Here is a 14,177-nt window from a genome sequence, read left to right on the forward strand (position 1 = left end):
CTGTCGTCAAGACACGTCTGGACAGGGTCGGGAGACGAGATGAGCGAGATCGCCGACATCGGTGAGGTGAGCGGGGCCGCACGGACGGCGCCGGAGTCGTTGCTGACTCTCGACGAGCTGACGGCCCGGGTCGGACTGAGCGTGCGCAACGTGCGTTTCTACACCACCCGCGGCCTTGTGCCGCCCCCGATCCGGCGCGGTCGGAGCGGCTACTACTCCCCCGACCACGTCGCCCGGCTCGAGCTCGTGCAGGAGCTGCAGGCGCACGGCTTCACCCTCGCCGCCATCGAGCAGTACGTCGCCGGGCTGCCGATCGACGCGACCCCCGCCGACATCGCGCTCCAGCGCACGATGCTCGCTCCGTGGCAGTCCGACCGACCGGTGCGCCTGACGCACGACGAGCTCGCCGCCAGGATCGACCGGCGTCTGGACGAGGAGGTTCTCGAGACCCTTGTCGCCCTCGGCGTCGTGTGTGCCCGTGAGGACGGCGACCTCGACGTCGCCCTCACCCAGCTCTCGGTCGGCCTGGGCCTGCTCGACCTCGGCTTCCCCATCGAGGCGGCCCGCGCCGCCTCGGCGGTCTACCTCGAGCACGGGCGGCAGATCGCCCACGAGCTGTACGACGTCTTCCGCCGCCTGGCGTGGCCGCGCTACAAGGAGGCCGGCGCCACGCCCGAGACGATCCAGGCCGTCGTCGAGCGGCTCAAGCCGCTCTCGATCGCCTCGCTGGTCGCCGCCTACGAGCAGGGCATGGACGACACCAAGCGGGAGAACATAGCTCACCGCACGACCTAGTGAGCGCAGGACGGCCCGCCACCTCAGCGAGGTGACGGGCCGTCCTGGACTGTCTGGGTGCGCTACTGGTCAGCGGCGCCCGGAGGAGAACGACGCGGGGCTGTGGTTGGTCGTCGAGGCCGCGCCTGCGCCACCACGCCGACGGTTGCGGTTGCCACCGCCACCGGTGCCGCCGGTGCCGGCAGCCGAGCCGCCCTGCTTGGCGGACGAACGCTGGCCACCGCCGCCGTTGCCACCACCGTTGCCGCCGCGGCCACGACCGCGGCCGGCGCCACCGGAGCCGGAGCCGGAGCCCGCGGGCTTCGGCGAGCGCGAACGCTGCGGCTGGGCCGGGACGTCGATCTCGAGGCCGCCGGGCACCAGGGTGCGGTCGCCGGGAGCGAGCTGGGCGAGGAGCGGGTGACGGGCGCCGTCGACGCGCGTGGTGTCGGCTTGATGCCGGCCGCGCGAGTCAGGGCACGCACGTCGCGCACCTGCTCGTCGGTCATCAGCGTGATGACGGTGCCCGAGTTGCCGGCGCGAGCCGTACGGCCCGAGCGGTGCAGGTAGGCCTTGTGCTCGGTGGGCGGGTCGGCGTGGACGACGAGCGCGACGTCGTCGACGTGGATGCCGCGCGCAGCGATGTCGGTGGCGACCAGCGTGGTGGCCTTGCCGGAGTGGAACGCCTCCATGTTGCGGGTGCGGGCGTTCTGGCTCAGGTTGCCGTGCAGGTCGACCGACGGGACGCCGGACTTGTTGAGCTGGCGGGCCAGCGCCTTCGCACCGTGCTTGGTGCGGGTGAAGACGACCGTGCGGCCGGGGGCCGAGGTCAGGTCGACCAGGATCGGGATCCGCTGCTCGCGAGCGAGGTGGATGACGTGGTGGTCCATCGTGGAGACCGGCGACTGCGCCGGGTCGGCCTCGTGGACGACCGGGGAGCTGAGGAACTTCTTGACCAGGACGTCGATCGCGTTGTCGAGCGTGGCCGAGAACAGCAGGCGCTGACCGGTGCTCGGGGTCGCGCTCAGCAGACGCCGCACGGCGGGCAGGAAGCCGAGGTCGGCCATATGGTCGGCCTCGTCGAGCACGGTGACCTCGATGGCGTCGAGACGGCAGTGGCCCTGCTGGATGAGGTCCTCGAGTCGACCGGGGCAGGCCAGCACGATGTCGGCGCCCTTGCGGAGGCCCTGCACCTGCGGGTTCTGACCGACGCCGCCGAAGACGGTCATCGTGGTCAGGCCGGCGGTCTTGGCGAGGGGCTTGAGCGCCTCGTGGATCTGACCGACGAGCTCGCGGGTCGGCGCCAGGATCAGCGCACGCGGCTTGTTGGGCATGGCCGGGAGGTTGGAGTCGAGCAGGCGGGCCACCACGGGCAGCAGGAACGCGTAGGTCTTGCCGGAGCCGGTGCGGCCTCGGCCCAGGACGTCGCGGCCGGCCAGCGAGTCAGGCAGCGTCGCTGCCTGGATCGGCGTGGGGGCGGTGATGCCCTGCTCGGTCAGGACGCGCACGAGGGCGTCCGGCAGGCGCAGGTCGTTGAAGGTGGAGACGGAAGGGGAGGCAGAAGTCATTGGCGACATCACTAACTAGGTGTGTCTCGCCGAGCTGTCCCGCCGGCGGCGGGATCGGGTAAGCAATGCCCTCCGGAGGAGGGGCGCCGGAATCCACCCGATGACGATGGGGGATCTGCGCGGGAGCCGGCGGCAAGACTGGCCGAGCTCTGCGACCGAACTTACTGCACCAGGCACTGAAGGCTTGCATCTTCGAGCAGCGCTGCCGTGTGAGACCGCGCACGTCTGCGCCCCACACCGGATCCCCCGTATCACGACTGCGGGTGAGCCTCCACGACGTCACGAGGCCCTAGGGTTGGCGTCATGCAGACCGTTCTCGTCACCGGTGCGACCGGCTTCGTGGGTCGCCGGCTCACCCCCGTCCTCGTCGTGCGAGGCCTCGACGTCCGCGCCATGACTCGTCGTCCCGAGCAGTACGACGGCCCGGGCACCGCGGTGGCCGGCGACGTGCACGACCCCGCGAGCCTCGACGCCGCCCTGACGGGTGTCGACGTCGCGGTCTACCTCGTGCACTCCCTCGACGACGACGACTTCGAGCGCAAGGACGCCGAGGCCGCCGTCACCTTCGGCAAGGCCGCGGCGAAGGCCGGCGTCCAGCAGATCGTCTACCTCGGTGGCCTCGGCGCCGAGGACGACGACCTCTCGCCGCACCTGCGCTCGCGTCGCGAGGTCGAGACCAAGCTGGGCGAGGGCGGCGTGCCTGTCACCGTGCTCCGCGCCGCCATCGTGGTCGGCGCCGGTGGCATCTCGTGGGAGATCACCCGCCAGCTGGTGAAGAACCTGCCGGCCATGATCGTGCCCAAGTGGGTCAACACCCGCACGCAGCCGATCGCGATCGACGACGTGATCCGCTACCTCGACGGCGTGATCGGCCTCGAGGGTGCCCTCGGCAAGGTGCTCGAGATCGGCGGGCCCGACAAGCTCACCTACCTCGAGATGATGCAGGAGGCGGCCCTGGTCATGATCGGTCGCCGCGTGCCCATCGTGACCGTGCCCGTGCTGACGCCGTCCCTGTCGTCTCACTGGATCGCCTTCGTCACCGACGTCGACACCACGACCGCGAAGAACCTCATCGACTCGATGGCCACCGAGGTCGTGGTGAAGGACGACTCGATCCTGACCCTCGTGCCCGGCGACACGATCAGCTATGCCGACGCGGTCAAGCAGGCGATCGACGAGAGCGGCGGCTCCAAGAAGAAGAAGTAGTCGCCACGCGGCGCTACACGCCGAAGATGACCGGCAGCGCGAAGAGCATCGAGAGCGACCAGGTGCAGTGCGTGATGATCGGGGCGAGGATGCCGCCGGACGCGCGCCGCTGCAGGCCCACGAGGACGCCGAGCAGGATCGCGGCGAAGGCCAGCATCACGTTGCCCGTGGCGAGCGTCGCCACGGTGTAGGCGAACGTCGTCCAGAGCACCGGGCGGCTGGTGATCGCGGCGTACGCCGCTCCGCGGAAGAAGAGCTCCTCGGCGATCCCGTTGACGGCGGTGATCAGGACGAGCACCGGGAGGTAGCCCTCGGTGGCGAACCCGAGCACGCCCCGCACCTGCTCGGCCAGCGGCGGGATCTCACGCACCACGAGGGCGCCCACCACGAAGACGAGGGCCAGCCCGGCTCCCATGAGGAAGGGCTGCACGATCGGGCGGACGTGCAGGTCGCGTCGCACCATCCGGCCGAGGTAGATAGGGCCGGAGGCGAAGGCGCCGATCGTCCAGACGGCGGCGAGCACGAGGGAGAAGACGACGAACTGGGTGCTGCCCTGGTCGAGGCGGAGCAGGATGCCGAGCACCGCAGCGCCGAGCACAACGAACACGACGGTCACGAGCTGACGCCGCCGCAGCTCCTGCGCACTCTGACGGTGGTCGCGCGGGACGACGTCCCACAGCGACCGCTCGATCCACTGCTTCACCACTGACTGATCACCGGCTCATCATCTTGGCTGCACGTCTCGGACTGTGACTGGAGTGAAACGCGATCACCCCTCGCCAGGAAACGCTACCGGCGAGGGGTGATCTACTTCTGGAGGTACCGACCGGGTCGGGCCCGGCTCAGCGGGTGACTACTTGGTCAGCCCGTCCTTGAGGTCCTTGGCAGCGTCCTTGACCTTCTCGACGCCGTCCTTGAGGGAGGCCGACGCCTGGTCGCCCTTGCCCTCGGCCTCGAGGCTCTCGTTGCCCGTGGCAGACCCGGTGTGCTCCTTGGTCTTGCCCTTGAGGTCTTCGGTCTTGTTGCCGATCTTGTCGTCGAGTCCCATGTGTTCCTCCTGTATGACGAGTGAGCGGCGCCGGGGCGCCGCCTGTTGACTCCAATCAACCACGAGATCGCGGGGCAGACACCGCCCGTGAGGGTGACGGTGCGGCGTTCAGGGCGTGAAGCGCAACACACCGTCGTCGATGTCGTTGCGGCGGATCGTGCGCACGTCGACGAGGTAGTTCTGCTTGAGCATCCACGGCGCCCGGTCGCCCTGCCGCGGGAGTCCGTCGAGCGCGCGCTGGATGTAGCCGGAGGCGAGGTCCATGAAGGGCCGCTCCCCGACCGCCGGGTCCTTGACGGGGACGGCGCTCCGCCGGCCCGTGCGGTCGAGGTGGTCGAGGAAGCGCACGACGTACTCCCCGACGAGGTCGGCCTTGAGCGTCCACGAGGCGTTGGTGTAGCCGATTGTGAAGGCGAAGTTGGGCAGGCCGCTGACCATCAGGCCCTTGTAGGTCATCTGGTCGTCGGCCTGCTGCACGACGCCGTCGACGGTGAGGTCGATGCCGCCGAACAGCTTGAGCTTGAGCCCGGTCGCGCTGACGACGATGTCGGCCTCCAGCTCCTCACCCGAGGTGAGTCGGATGCCGGTCGGCGTGAAGGTCTCGATCGTGTCGGTGACGACGCCGGCCTTGCCCGAGCGCAGCGCCTTGAAGAAGTCGCCGTCGGGCACCACGCACAGGCGCTGGTCCCAGGGGTTGTACGGCGGCAGGAAGTGCTCGTCGTACGCCGTGCCCTCGGGCAGCTGCGGCTCGGTGAGCTTGCGCAGCAGCCCCTTGGCCTTGTCGGGGAACTTGCGGGCGAACTGATAGCTGGCGACCATCCGCAGGACGTTCTTCCAGCGCACGATCGGGTAGGTGAGCCTGGTCGGAAGCGGGGCGAGGCGCTTGGCCCACGAGTCGGTGCCGGGCTGCGGGAGGATGTGGGTCGGGGTGCGCTGGAGCATCGTGACGTGCCCCGCGGTCGGCGACATCGCCGGCACCAGGGTCACGGCGGTGGCTCCCGAGCCGATGACGACGACCTTCTTGCCCGCGTAGTCGAGGTCCTCGGGCCAGAACTGCGGGTAGATCAGCTCGCCCTCGAAGTCCTCGGCGCCGGGGAAGGCCGGGGCGTGGCCCTCCTCGTAGTCGTAGTAGCCCGAGCAGCTCCACAAGAAGCTGCACGTCAACGTGAGCGGCGCGCCGTCGTGGTCGACCTGGACGGTCCAGCGCGCGGTGGCGGAGTCCCAGTCGGCGCCCGTCACGCGGTAGCGGTAGCGGATGAGCTTGTCGACCTCGTACTCCTCGGCGACCGTGCGCACGTAGTCGAGGATCTCCGCACCCCCGGCCAGGGCGGTGTCGCCCGGCCAGGGACGCCAGCGGTAGCCGAAGGTGAACATGTCGGAGTCGGAGCGGATGCCGGGGTAGCGGAAGAGGTCCCACGTGCCGCCGCTGGCCTCGCGCGCCTCGAGGATCGCGACGCTGCGGCCGGGGTGGCCGGTCTTCAGCTGGCAGGCGGCCCCGATGCCGCTCAGGCCGGCGCCGATGATGAGGACGTCCACGTGCTCGACTTCTGTCATGACGAGACGGTAACCCTGATTTGACGGGTGTTAAATAGGTTCATCCGAATCGTGGGCCTCAGGCCTGCACGGCGACGCCGCTGTCGATCAGCGCGTCGACGTCCGCGACGCCCCAGGCGGTCAGCGCCGCGCGGGTGTGCTCGCCCGCGCCGGGCGGCGGGAGCGAGATGGTGGCCTCGGTGCGCGAGAAGCGCGGTGCCGGTGCCGGCTGCGTCATCCCGTGCGCCTCGACGAACGTGCCGCGGGCCGCGAGGTGCGGGTGCTCGAAGGCCTGGCTGACCGGGATGATCCCGGCCACGCAGGCATCGGTGCCCTCGAAGATCTCGATCCACTCGGCCTGGGTCTTCGACTTGAACGACTCGGTGAAGACGCGACGCATCTCGTCGTACTCCCCCAGGTCGGCCTGGCCGGGGCAGCTCTCCTTGACCCCGAGGATCGTCACGAGCGCGTCGAAGAACTGCGGCTCGAGGGCCCCCACCGACATGTGCAGCCCGTCGGAGGTCTCGTAGACGTCGTAGAACGGGATGCCGCCGTCGAGCAGGTTGCCGGCGCGCTCCTCCTTGTAGCCACCCGAGGCGAGGAAGGCGGCCGTCATCGCGTTGAGGTGGGCGGTGCCGTCGACGATCGCGGCGTCCACCACCTGGCCCTGGCCGGAGATCTTCGACTCGAGCAGCGCCGCGAGGATGCCGATCACGAGGTAGGTCGACCCACCACCGAAGTCGCCGACGAGGTTGGCCGGGAAGTGCGGCTTGTCCTTGTCCTGGCCCAGACCGAAGAGGGTGCCGGTGATGGCGATGTAGTTCATGTCGTGCCCGGCCGCCTGCGCCAGCGGACCGGTCTGGCCCCAGCCGGTCATCCGGCCGTAGACGAGGCGCGGGTTGACCGCCAGGCAGTCGTCTGGCCCGAGGCCGAGGCGCTCGGTGACGCCGGGTCGCATGCCCTCGATCACCACGTCGGCGTCCTTGATGAGGTCGAGCACGACCTGGACGGCGGCCGGATTTTTCAGGTCGAGCGCGACGCTGGGCCGCCCGCGGTTGAGGAGCATCGTCTTGCCGCCGGCGAGCGCCTGACCGCCGGGACGCTCCACCCGGATCACGTCGGCGCCGAGGTCGGCCAGGATCATGCAGGCGTGCGGACCGGGTCCGATGCCGGCGATCTCGACGACCTTGACGCCCTTCAGCGGTCCGGTGCCCTGGCCCAACGTGATGGTCCCCGTTGAAGTCTCCGTAGTCATGGGCGCGATCCTGCCAGTTCCACTGTCATGGTCGGGGCGCGTCTGGCATGTAACACGGCTAGGCCGGCGGCAGCACCCGCCGCAGGAACTGCCGCGTGCGCTCCTCGCGCGGGTCGGTGAAGAGCTGCTCGGGGGTGCCCTGCTCGAGGATCCGTCCCTCGGAGAGGAAGCAGACCGAGGTCGCGACCTCACGGGCAAAGCTCATCTCGTGGGTCGCGAGGATCATCGTGGTGCCGCGCTCGGCGAGGTCGCGCACGATCGTGAGCACCTCCCCCACCAGCTCGGGGTCGAGGGCGGCGGTGATCTCGTCGAGGAGCAGCAGGTCCGGGCGGGTGCACAGCGCGCGCACGAGCGCGACCCGCTGCTGCTGGCCTCCCGAGAGCCGGTCGGGGTGCTTGGCGACGTGCTCGGCCAGACCGAACGTCGAGAGCAGGTCGCGAGCCCGCTCCTCGGCCTCCGCGCGCGAGAGGCCGTGCACGCGACGCGGAGCCAGCGTGCAGTTGTCGAGCACGCTGAGGTGCGGGAAGAGGTTGTAGGCCTGGAAGACCATCCCGACGCGTCCGCGCACCTCGCGCTGGTCGACGAGCGGGTCGGAGATCTCGCGGCCGTCGAGACGGATCACGCCGTCGTCGATCTCCTCGAGCAGGTCGATGCAGCGCAGCAGTGTCGACTTGCCCGAGCCGGACGAGCCGATCAGGCACACGACCTCGTGGGCGTCGACCTTCAACGAGACATCATCGAGGACGACCCGGTCGCCATACGACTTGCGCAGGTCGGTGACCTCGAGCAGGGGGTGGTGGGACCGGTCGGAGGTCGACATCACAGGGCTCCTGCCCGCTCACGACGCATCGCGCGCCGCTGGAGGTAGTCGGTGCCCCGAGCCATCGGCACGGTGAGCACGACGAAGAACAGCGAGACCACGACGTAGGGCGTGAAGTTGAAGGAGAACGCCGTGTAGTCGCGCGCGCTGAAGACGGCGTCGAAGAGGGCGACGCTCGAGACCAGGGCGGTGTCCTTGGTGAGCGAGATGAAGTCGTTGAGCAGCGGGGGCACCACGCGTCGTACGGCCTGGGGCACCACGACGTGCCGCATGGCCTGGGCGCGCGAGAGTCCGAGCGCGTCGGCGCTGGCCAGCTGGGAGGGGTGGATCGACTCGATGCCCGCGCGGAAGACCTCGGCGACGTAGGCGCTGTAGGAGATGACCAGCGCCATCAGCGCCCAGAAGAACAGGCTGTTGGGCACGCCCTGGAGACCGAGCGCCGGCATCCCGAAGGCGAGCAGCAGCACCAGCAGGATCGTGGGGACACCGCGGAAGAAGTCGATATAGGCGACCGCGAGCCCGCGGATCGGGGCGAGCCACGCCGACCGTGCCTGGCGGGCCAGGGCGAGCCCGAGCGCGATGACCAGGATCAGCGGCTCCGCGAGCAGGAACAGCTGGATGTTGAGCCAGAAGCCGTCGCGGATCTGCGGGAAGGAGGCCTTCGCGTCCTCGACGCTGAAGAACGTCTCCTTGACGCTCGCCCATCCCGGCGAGGTGACCAGGACGGTGGCGAGGACGGCGAAGAAGACGACGGTGGCGAACGCGGCGATCGTGATCGACCGCAGGCGCAACCGCCGACGCAGGGCCCGACGCTCGACCTCGCGCGGGCTGGGGGTCCAGCCGTCGGTGACCGTCACGGGAGCTCGGGCACGTCCACGGCGTCGGAGAGCCACTCCTGCTCGATCGCGGCCATGGTGCCGTCGGCCTCGAGCGCGGCGAGCGCCTCGTTGACGCACGACACCAGGGCCGAGTCCTTCTCGAAGAGCATCCCGAACTGCTCCGACGACTCGCCCTCGACCTGGAACTGACCCACGATCGTGGAGCCGCCGATCTCGACGGCGCTGATGTAGAACGCGGTCGGCAGGTCGGCCAGGATCGCGTCGACCTGGTCGTTCTTCAGGGCCTGCTTGGCGATGTTGGTGTCCTCGAAGACCAGGGGGTCGGCCTCGGGTTGGATGACGTCGCGAATCGCGGTGAGCGACGTCGTGCCGGTCTGCGCGCCCAGGCGGAGCCCCTTGAGGTCCTCGAGGCTGGTGGCGTCGGCGCCCGCGGTGCCCTCGAGGGCCACGACGGCCTGGGCCGCGGAGTAGTAGCCGTCGGAGAAGTCGACGACCTCGGCCCGCTGCGGGGTGATCGAGATCTGGTTGATGTCGAAGTCGAAGGTCTTGGCGCCGGGCTTGTAGGAGGTGTTGAACGGCACCGTCACCCAGGTGACCTCGTCGGCCGAGAAGCCGAGCTCGCCGGCGACGGCGTACGCGACGGCGGACTCGTAGCCCTTGCCGTTGGTCGGGTCGTTGTCGGCGAACCACGGCTCGTAGGCCGGGGAGTCGGTGCCGATCGTCAGCGTGCCGGCCTCGAGCAGGGGCAGCGACTCGGTGGCACAGGGGTCGCTGCCCGGGTCGGCCGCGACCGTCGGCTCGTCGTCGACCGGCGCGCAGGCGCTGACGGCGAGGGCGAGAGCGGGGACGGCGGCAAGGAAGGCAGGGCGCAGACGCATGACGAGAATCGTAGGCCCCGCCCGACCCACCGACGGGGGTCCGCCCCCGCACGTGGACAGCGTTTGCAACTCGTTGCATAGGGTGGCACCATCAGCGCATGGCCCTTGAGCACGCCCTCCTCGTCGCGCTGCGCGAGCAGCCCGCGAGCGGCCTCGAGCTGGCCAAGCGCTTCGAGCGCTCGATCGGGTTCTTCTGGAGCGCCACGCACCAGCAGATCTACCGCGTGCTCGGCCGGATGGACCGCGACCACTGGGTCGGCGTCACCGAGGTCTCCCAGGCCGGTCGCCCGGTCAAGAAGGTGTACGCCGTCACCGCGCTCGGCGAGCAGGCCCTCGCCGACTGGCTGGGCTCCCCCACGCACACCGACGGACTGCGCAGCGAGCTGGCCGTCAAGATGCGCGGCGCCAGCTTCGGCGACCGCGGGGCCGTGCTGGACGTCGTCCGCGCCCACCTCGTCGACCACCAGGTGCGCCTCGATCACTACCGCCAGCTGATGAAGCGCGACTACCCCGAGCCCGCCGCACTGAGCGGGCTCGACCTCGACCACTACCTCGTGCTGCGCGGCGGGATCCTCACCGAGGAGACCTGGGTCGCGTGGCTCTCGGAGTACCTCTCCGCTCATACCGCTCACACCGACGAACAAGGGGCCACCCGATGACCGACCCGACGCCGTACCCGCACCTGCTCGAGCCGATCACGCTCGGCTCGATGACCCTGCGCAACCGCGTGGTCATGGGCTCGATGCACACCGGCCTCGAGGACAGCCGTCGCCACCTGCCCGAGCTCGCCGCGTTCTTCGCCGAGCGCGCCCGCGGCGGGGCCGGCCTCATCGTCACCGGCGGCTACTCCCCCAACAGGCGCGGCTGGCTCAAGCCGCTCGCCTCCGAGATGACCACCCGCCTCCAGGCGATGCGTCACCGCGACGTCACCGACGCCGTGCACGACGAGGGCGGTGCCATCGCGATGCAGGTGCTGCACGCGGGCCGCTACGGCTACCACCCCTTCGTCGTCTCGGCGAGCAACAAGAAGTCGCCGATCTCGCCGTTCAAGCCCAGCGCGCTCTCGACCCGCGGCGTCGACCGGACGGCGTCCGACTTCGCCCGCGCCGTCGGCCTGGCCAAGAAGGCCGGCTACGACGCCGTCGAGATCATGGGCTCCGAGGGCTACCTCATCAACCAGTTCCTCGCCTCGCGCACCAACGACCGCTCCGACAAGTGGGGCGGCAGCGCCGAGAAGCGGATGCGCTTCCCGCTCGAGATCGTGCGCCGCGCGCGCGAGGAGGTCGGCGCCGACTTCCCGCTGATGTACCGGATCTCGCTGCTCGACCTCGTCGAGGACGGTCAGACCTGGGAGGAGGTCGTCGACCTCGCCCAGGGGCTCGAGGAGGCCGGCGTCACCCTCTTCAACACCGGCATCGGCTGGCACGAGGCGCGGATCCCCACGATCATCACGCAGGTGCCGCGCGCAGCCTGGCGCGACGCCACCGCACGGCTCAAGGCCGTGGTGTCAGTGCCGGTGTGCGCCTCCAACCGCATCAACACCCCCGAGATCGGCGAGGACATCCTGGCCTCGGGCGAGGCCGACCTGATCTCGATGGCGCGGCCCTTCCTGGCCGACCCCGACTTCGTCGTCAAGGCGATGGCCAATCGCGCCGACGAGATCAACACCTGCATCGCCTGTAACCAGGCCTGCCTCGACCACACCTTCTCCAACAAGCGCTCCTCGTGCCTGGTCAACCCGCGCGCCTGCCACGAGACCACCCTGGTGCTCGGCCCGACCCGTCGTACGGCGGCGAAGGTCGCGGTCGTCGGCGCCGGCCCGGCCGGGCTGGCGGCCGCTGTCTCCGCGGCCGAGCGCGGCTTCGCGGTGACGCTGTTCGAGAAGTCGTCCGAGCTCGGCGGGCAGTTCCGCCTGGCGATGGCCGTGCCCGGCAAGGAGGACTTCGCCGACACGCTGCGCTACTACACCCGTCGCCTCGAGGTGCTCGGCGTCGACGTCCGGCTCGGCACCGAGGCAGACCAGTCAGACCTCGCGGACTTCGACGAGGTCATCCTCGCGACCGGCGTCGAGCCGCGGATGCCCGCCATCCCCGGCATCGAGCACCCCAGCGTCGTCTCCTACGCCGACGTGCTCGCCGGCCGCGTCGTGCCGGGCAAGAAGGTAGCGGTGATCGGTGCCGGCGGCATCGGCGTCGACGTCAGCGTCTGGCTGACCCACGACCCCGCCGAGGACACCGAGGAGTGGATGGCCCACTGGGGCGTCGGCGACCCCTCGCTGCACCGCGGCGGCCTCACCGAGCGCAAGGCCCGCGCCCCGCAGCGCGAGGTCACCCTCGTGCAGCGCAAGAGCACCCCGATCGGCATCGGTCTCGGCAAGACGTCGGGCTGGGCGCACCGTGCGGTGCTCAAGCAGTCGCAGGTCACCCAGGTGAGCGGAGCGTCGTACGACCTGATCGACGACGCGGGCCTGCACGTGACCGTCGACGGCGAGAAGCGCGTGATCGCCGTCGACCACGTCGTCGTGTGCGCGGGCCAGGAGTCGGTGCGCACCCTCGTCGTCGACGGCTCAGGTCACTACGTCATCGGTGGCGCCGACGTGGCCGCCGAGCTCGACGCGAAGCGCGCGATCAAGCAGGGCACCGAGCTCGTCGCCTCCCTCTGACCCGCTCCGTCCTCGCCGAGTCGGCGCGAACTCGCGCCGACTCGGCGCACCCCGGTTCATCGAGTCGGCGCGAACTCGCGCCGACTCGGCGATCACGACCTGGGGAACCGGCCACCCCAGCACCCGCCCGTTACATTCGGCTCATGAGCGACGCCAACGGTCCCGGGTGCATCTTCTGCCAGATCGTCGCCGACCGATCTCCCGCTGCACGGGTCGCGGAGGACGAGCACACGCTCGCCTTCCTGGACATCTTCCCGGCGACTCCGGGCCACACGTTGGTGGTGCCGAAGACTCACGCCCGCGACCTGTTGGACGTCTCGAGCGACGACCTCGCGGCGTGCACAGCCATGGCGCAGCGGGTCGCGCGTCGCTTGGTGAGCGAGCTCGGGGCGGACGGCGTGAACCTGATCAACGCCTGCGGTGCAGCCGCCTGGCAGACCGTGTTCCACGTGCACCTGCACGTCGTCCCGCGCTACTCCGGACGCGATCAGCTCGTCCAGCCCTGGACCCCTGCCCCGGGGGACCCGGCTGAGATGACGGCCCTCGCCGAGCGGCTTCGCGCATGAGTGGGCTCGTGCGCGACCTCACCGACGAGGAGTGCCGCGCGGCGCTCGTGTGCAAGTGGGGCGAGGTGGATGCCGACGTGCTGCCCGCGTGGGTGGCCGAGATGGACTACGCGGTCGCCGAGCCGATCACCGCGGCCCTGCACCGTGCGGTCGAGCGCGGGATGACCGGCTACCCCGCGCTCGGGGGCGGCGGCGCGCTGGGTGAGGCCTACGCGGGCTTCGCCAAGCGGCAGTTCGGCCACGAGATCGATCCCGGCCAGGTCGTCCCGACCGTCGACGTCACCGCCGGGGTCCGACTCGCGCTGGACGTCGTCGCCCGGCCCGGCGGACTCGTCATGCCGGTGCCCGGCTACAGCCCCCAGCTCGCGATGGCCGAGATCACCGGTCGGGAGCGCTTCGACCTCGTCGTCGACCCGGACGCCGAGCGGGCCGAGCTCGACCTCGACCAGCTCGACCGCCACTTCCGCGACGGCGCCGCCGCGCTGCTGCTCACCCAGCCGCACAACCCGTGGGGTCGCGCCTTCACCCGCGACGAGCTCGAAGGGGTGCGCGACGTCGTCACCCGCCACGGCGGCGTCGTGATCTCCGACGAGATCCACGCACCACTCGTGCTCGACGGCGCCGAGCACGTGCCCTACCTCGCGATCGAGGGCACCGCGGAGCACACGGTCGCGGTCGTCGCGGCGTCGAAAGCATTCAACATCGCCGGCCTCAAGTGTGCCCAGCTCGTGGCCACCTCCCCGACCCTGTCAGCCGCCCTCGCCTCGGCACCGATGGCGCGCAACGACTCCTGGTCGGTGCTCGGCGTCGAGGGGTCGATCGCCGCCTACACCCACGGCGACGCCTGGCTGGCCGACCTGCGTGCCCGCCTCTCGGCGCAGCGCGACCTGCTCATCGACCTCCTCGCCCACCACCTGCCGCAGGCCAGGATGCGGCCGCTGGAGGCGACGTACCTCGCCTGGATCGACCTGCGTGCCTACGGGCACGACGACCCGGCGGCCGTCGCGCTCGAGCGCGAGCGGGTGCAG

The 14,177-nt window shown here is 70.4% G+C and carries 14 protein-coding genes; 6 read left to right on the forward strand and 8 right to left on the reverse strand.

The window, feature by feature from the left end; all coding sequences use genetic code 11:
• Window positions 1-39: 39 nt before the first annotated feature.
• Window positions 40-795, forward strand: coding sequence for a MerR family transcriptional regulator (locus tag VOI19_RS00555; RefSeq protein WP_323790998.1), 756 nt, complete (start codon window positions 40-42; stop codon window positions 793-795).
• A 62-nt stretch (window positions 796-857) separates the two neighbouring features.
• Here VOI19_RS00555 and VOI19_RS00560 read toward each other — a convergent pair whose 3' ends face one another.
• On the reverse strand, window positions 858-2,342 hold the full coding sequence (locus tag VOI19_RS00560; RefSeq protein ID WP_323790999.1) for a DEAD/DEAH box helicase: 1,485 nt from the start codon (window positions 2,340-2,342) through the stop codon (window positions 858-860).
• 303 nt (window positions 2,343-2,645) lie between these two features.
• Between VOI19_RS00560 and VOI19_RS00565 the strand changes: the two genes are divergently transcribed.
• Window positions 2,646-3,548 (forward strand): NAD(P)H-binding protein, encoded by a 903-nt coding sequence (locus tag VOI19_RS00565; protein ID WP_323791000.1) that lies wholly within the window; start codon window positions 2,646-2,648, stop codon window positions 3,546-3,548.
• A 13-nt stretch (window positions 3,549-3,561) separates the two neighbouring features.
• Here VOI19_RS00565 and VOI19_RS00570 read toward each other — a convergent pair whose 3' ends face one another.
• From VOI19_RS00570 to VOI19_RS00600, 7 genes are all read right to left on the reverse strand, one after another.
• Window positions 3,562-4,251: a type II CAAX endopeptidase family protein gene (locus VOI19_RS00570; protein ID WP_323791001.1), complete on the reverse strand. Its 690-nt coding sequence runs from the start codon at window positions 4,249-4,251 to the stop codon at window positions 3,562-3,564.
• Between the two features lie 150 nt (window positions 4,252-4,401).
• Complete coding sequence (locus VOI19_RS00575; RefSeq protein ID WP_323791002.1) at window positions 4,402-4,596, reverse strand: CsbD family protein; 195 nt, start codon at window positions 4,594-4,596, stop codon at window positions 4,402-4,404.
• 108 nt (window positions 4,597-4,704) lie between these two features.
• A complete protein-coding gene (locus tag VOI19_RS00580; protein WP_323791003.1) occupies window positions 4,705-6,150 on the reverse strand; it encodes an NAD(P)/FAD-dependent oxidoreductase in 1,446 nt (481 codons plus the stop codon).
• 58 nt (window positions 6,151-6,208) lie between these two features.
• The gene (locus VOI19_RS00585) at window positions 6,209-7,384 is read right to left on the reverse strand and encodes a CaiB/BaiF CoA-transferase family protein (RefSeq protein WP_323791004.1); all 1,176 of its coding nucleotides are present in this window, start codon (window positions 7,382-7,384) and stop codon (window positions 6,209-6,211) included.
• Window positions 7,385-7,442: 58 nt separating this feature from the next.
• Window positions 7,443-8,174, reverse strand: coding sequence for an amino acid ABC transporter ATP-binding protein (locus tag VOI19_RS00590; RefSeq protein ID WP_416366298.1), 732 nt, complete (start codon window positions 8,172-8,174; stop codon window positions 7,443-7,445).
• A 29-nt stretch (window positions 8,175-8,203) separates the two neighbouring features.
• Window positions 8,204-9,061 carry an amino acid ABC transporter permease gene (locus tag VOI19_RS00595; protein ID WP_323791006.1) on the reverse strand — a complete coding sequence of 286 codons (858 nt, stop codon included), beginning with the start codon at window positions 9,059-9,061 and terminating at the stop codon, window positions 8,204-8,206.
• Window positions 9,058-9,921, reverse strand: a complete 864-nt coding sequence (locus VOI19_RS00600) for an ABC transporter substrate-binding protein (protein WP_323791007.1) — start codon at window positions 9,919-9,921, stop codon at window positions 9,058-9,060. Before VOI19_RS00600 ends, VOI19_RS00595 begins: the two co-directional genes overlap by 4 nt.
• Before the next feature lie 98 nt (window positions 9,922-10,019).
• Between VOI19_RS00600 and VOI19_RS00605 the strand changes: the two genes are divergently transcribed.
• The 4 genes from VOI19_RS00605 to VOI19_RS00620 all read left to right on the forward strand — a co-directional run.
• On the forward strand, window positions 10,020-10,580 hold the full coding sequence (locus VOI19_RS00605) for a PadR family transcriptional regulator (RefSeq protein ID WP_323791008.1): 561 nt from the start codon (window positions 10,020-10,022) through the stop codon (window positions 10,578-10,580).
• Complete coding sequence (locus VOI19_RS00610) at window positions 10,577-12,583, forward strand: NADPH-dependent 2,4-dienoyl-CoA reductase (RefSeq protein ID WP_323791009.1); 2,007 nt, start codon at window positions 10,577-10,579, stop codon at window positions 12,581-12,583. The genes VOI19_RS00605 and VOI19_RS00610 overlap by 4 nt, the downstream gene beginning before the upstream one ends.
• A gap of 143 nt (window positions 12,584-12,726) precedes the next feature.
• Window positions 12,727-13,149, forward strand: coding sequence for an HIT family protein (locus VOI19_RS00615; RefSeq protein WP_323791010.1), 423 nt, complete (start codon window positions 12,727-12,729; stop codon window positions 13,147-13,149).
• On the forward strand, window positions 13,146-14,177 hold a 1,032-nt coding region (locus VOI19_RS00620), incomplete at its 3' end, for an aminotransferase class I/II-fold pyridoxal phosphate-dependent enzyme (RefSeq protein WP_323791011.1). The genes VOI19_RS00615 and VOI19_RS00620, both read left to right, overlap by 4 nt.

Origin of the sequence: Nocardioides sp. (assembly GCF_034670285.1) — a bacterium.
Lineage (GTDB): Bacteria > Actinomycetota > Actinomycetes > Propionibacteriales > Nocardioidaceae > Nocardioides.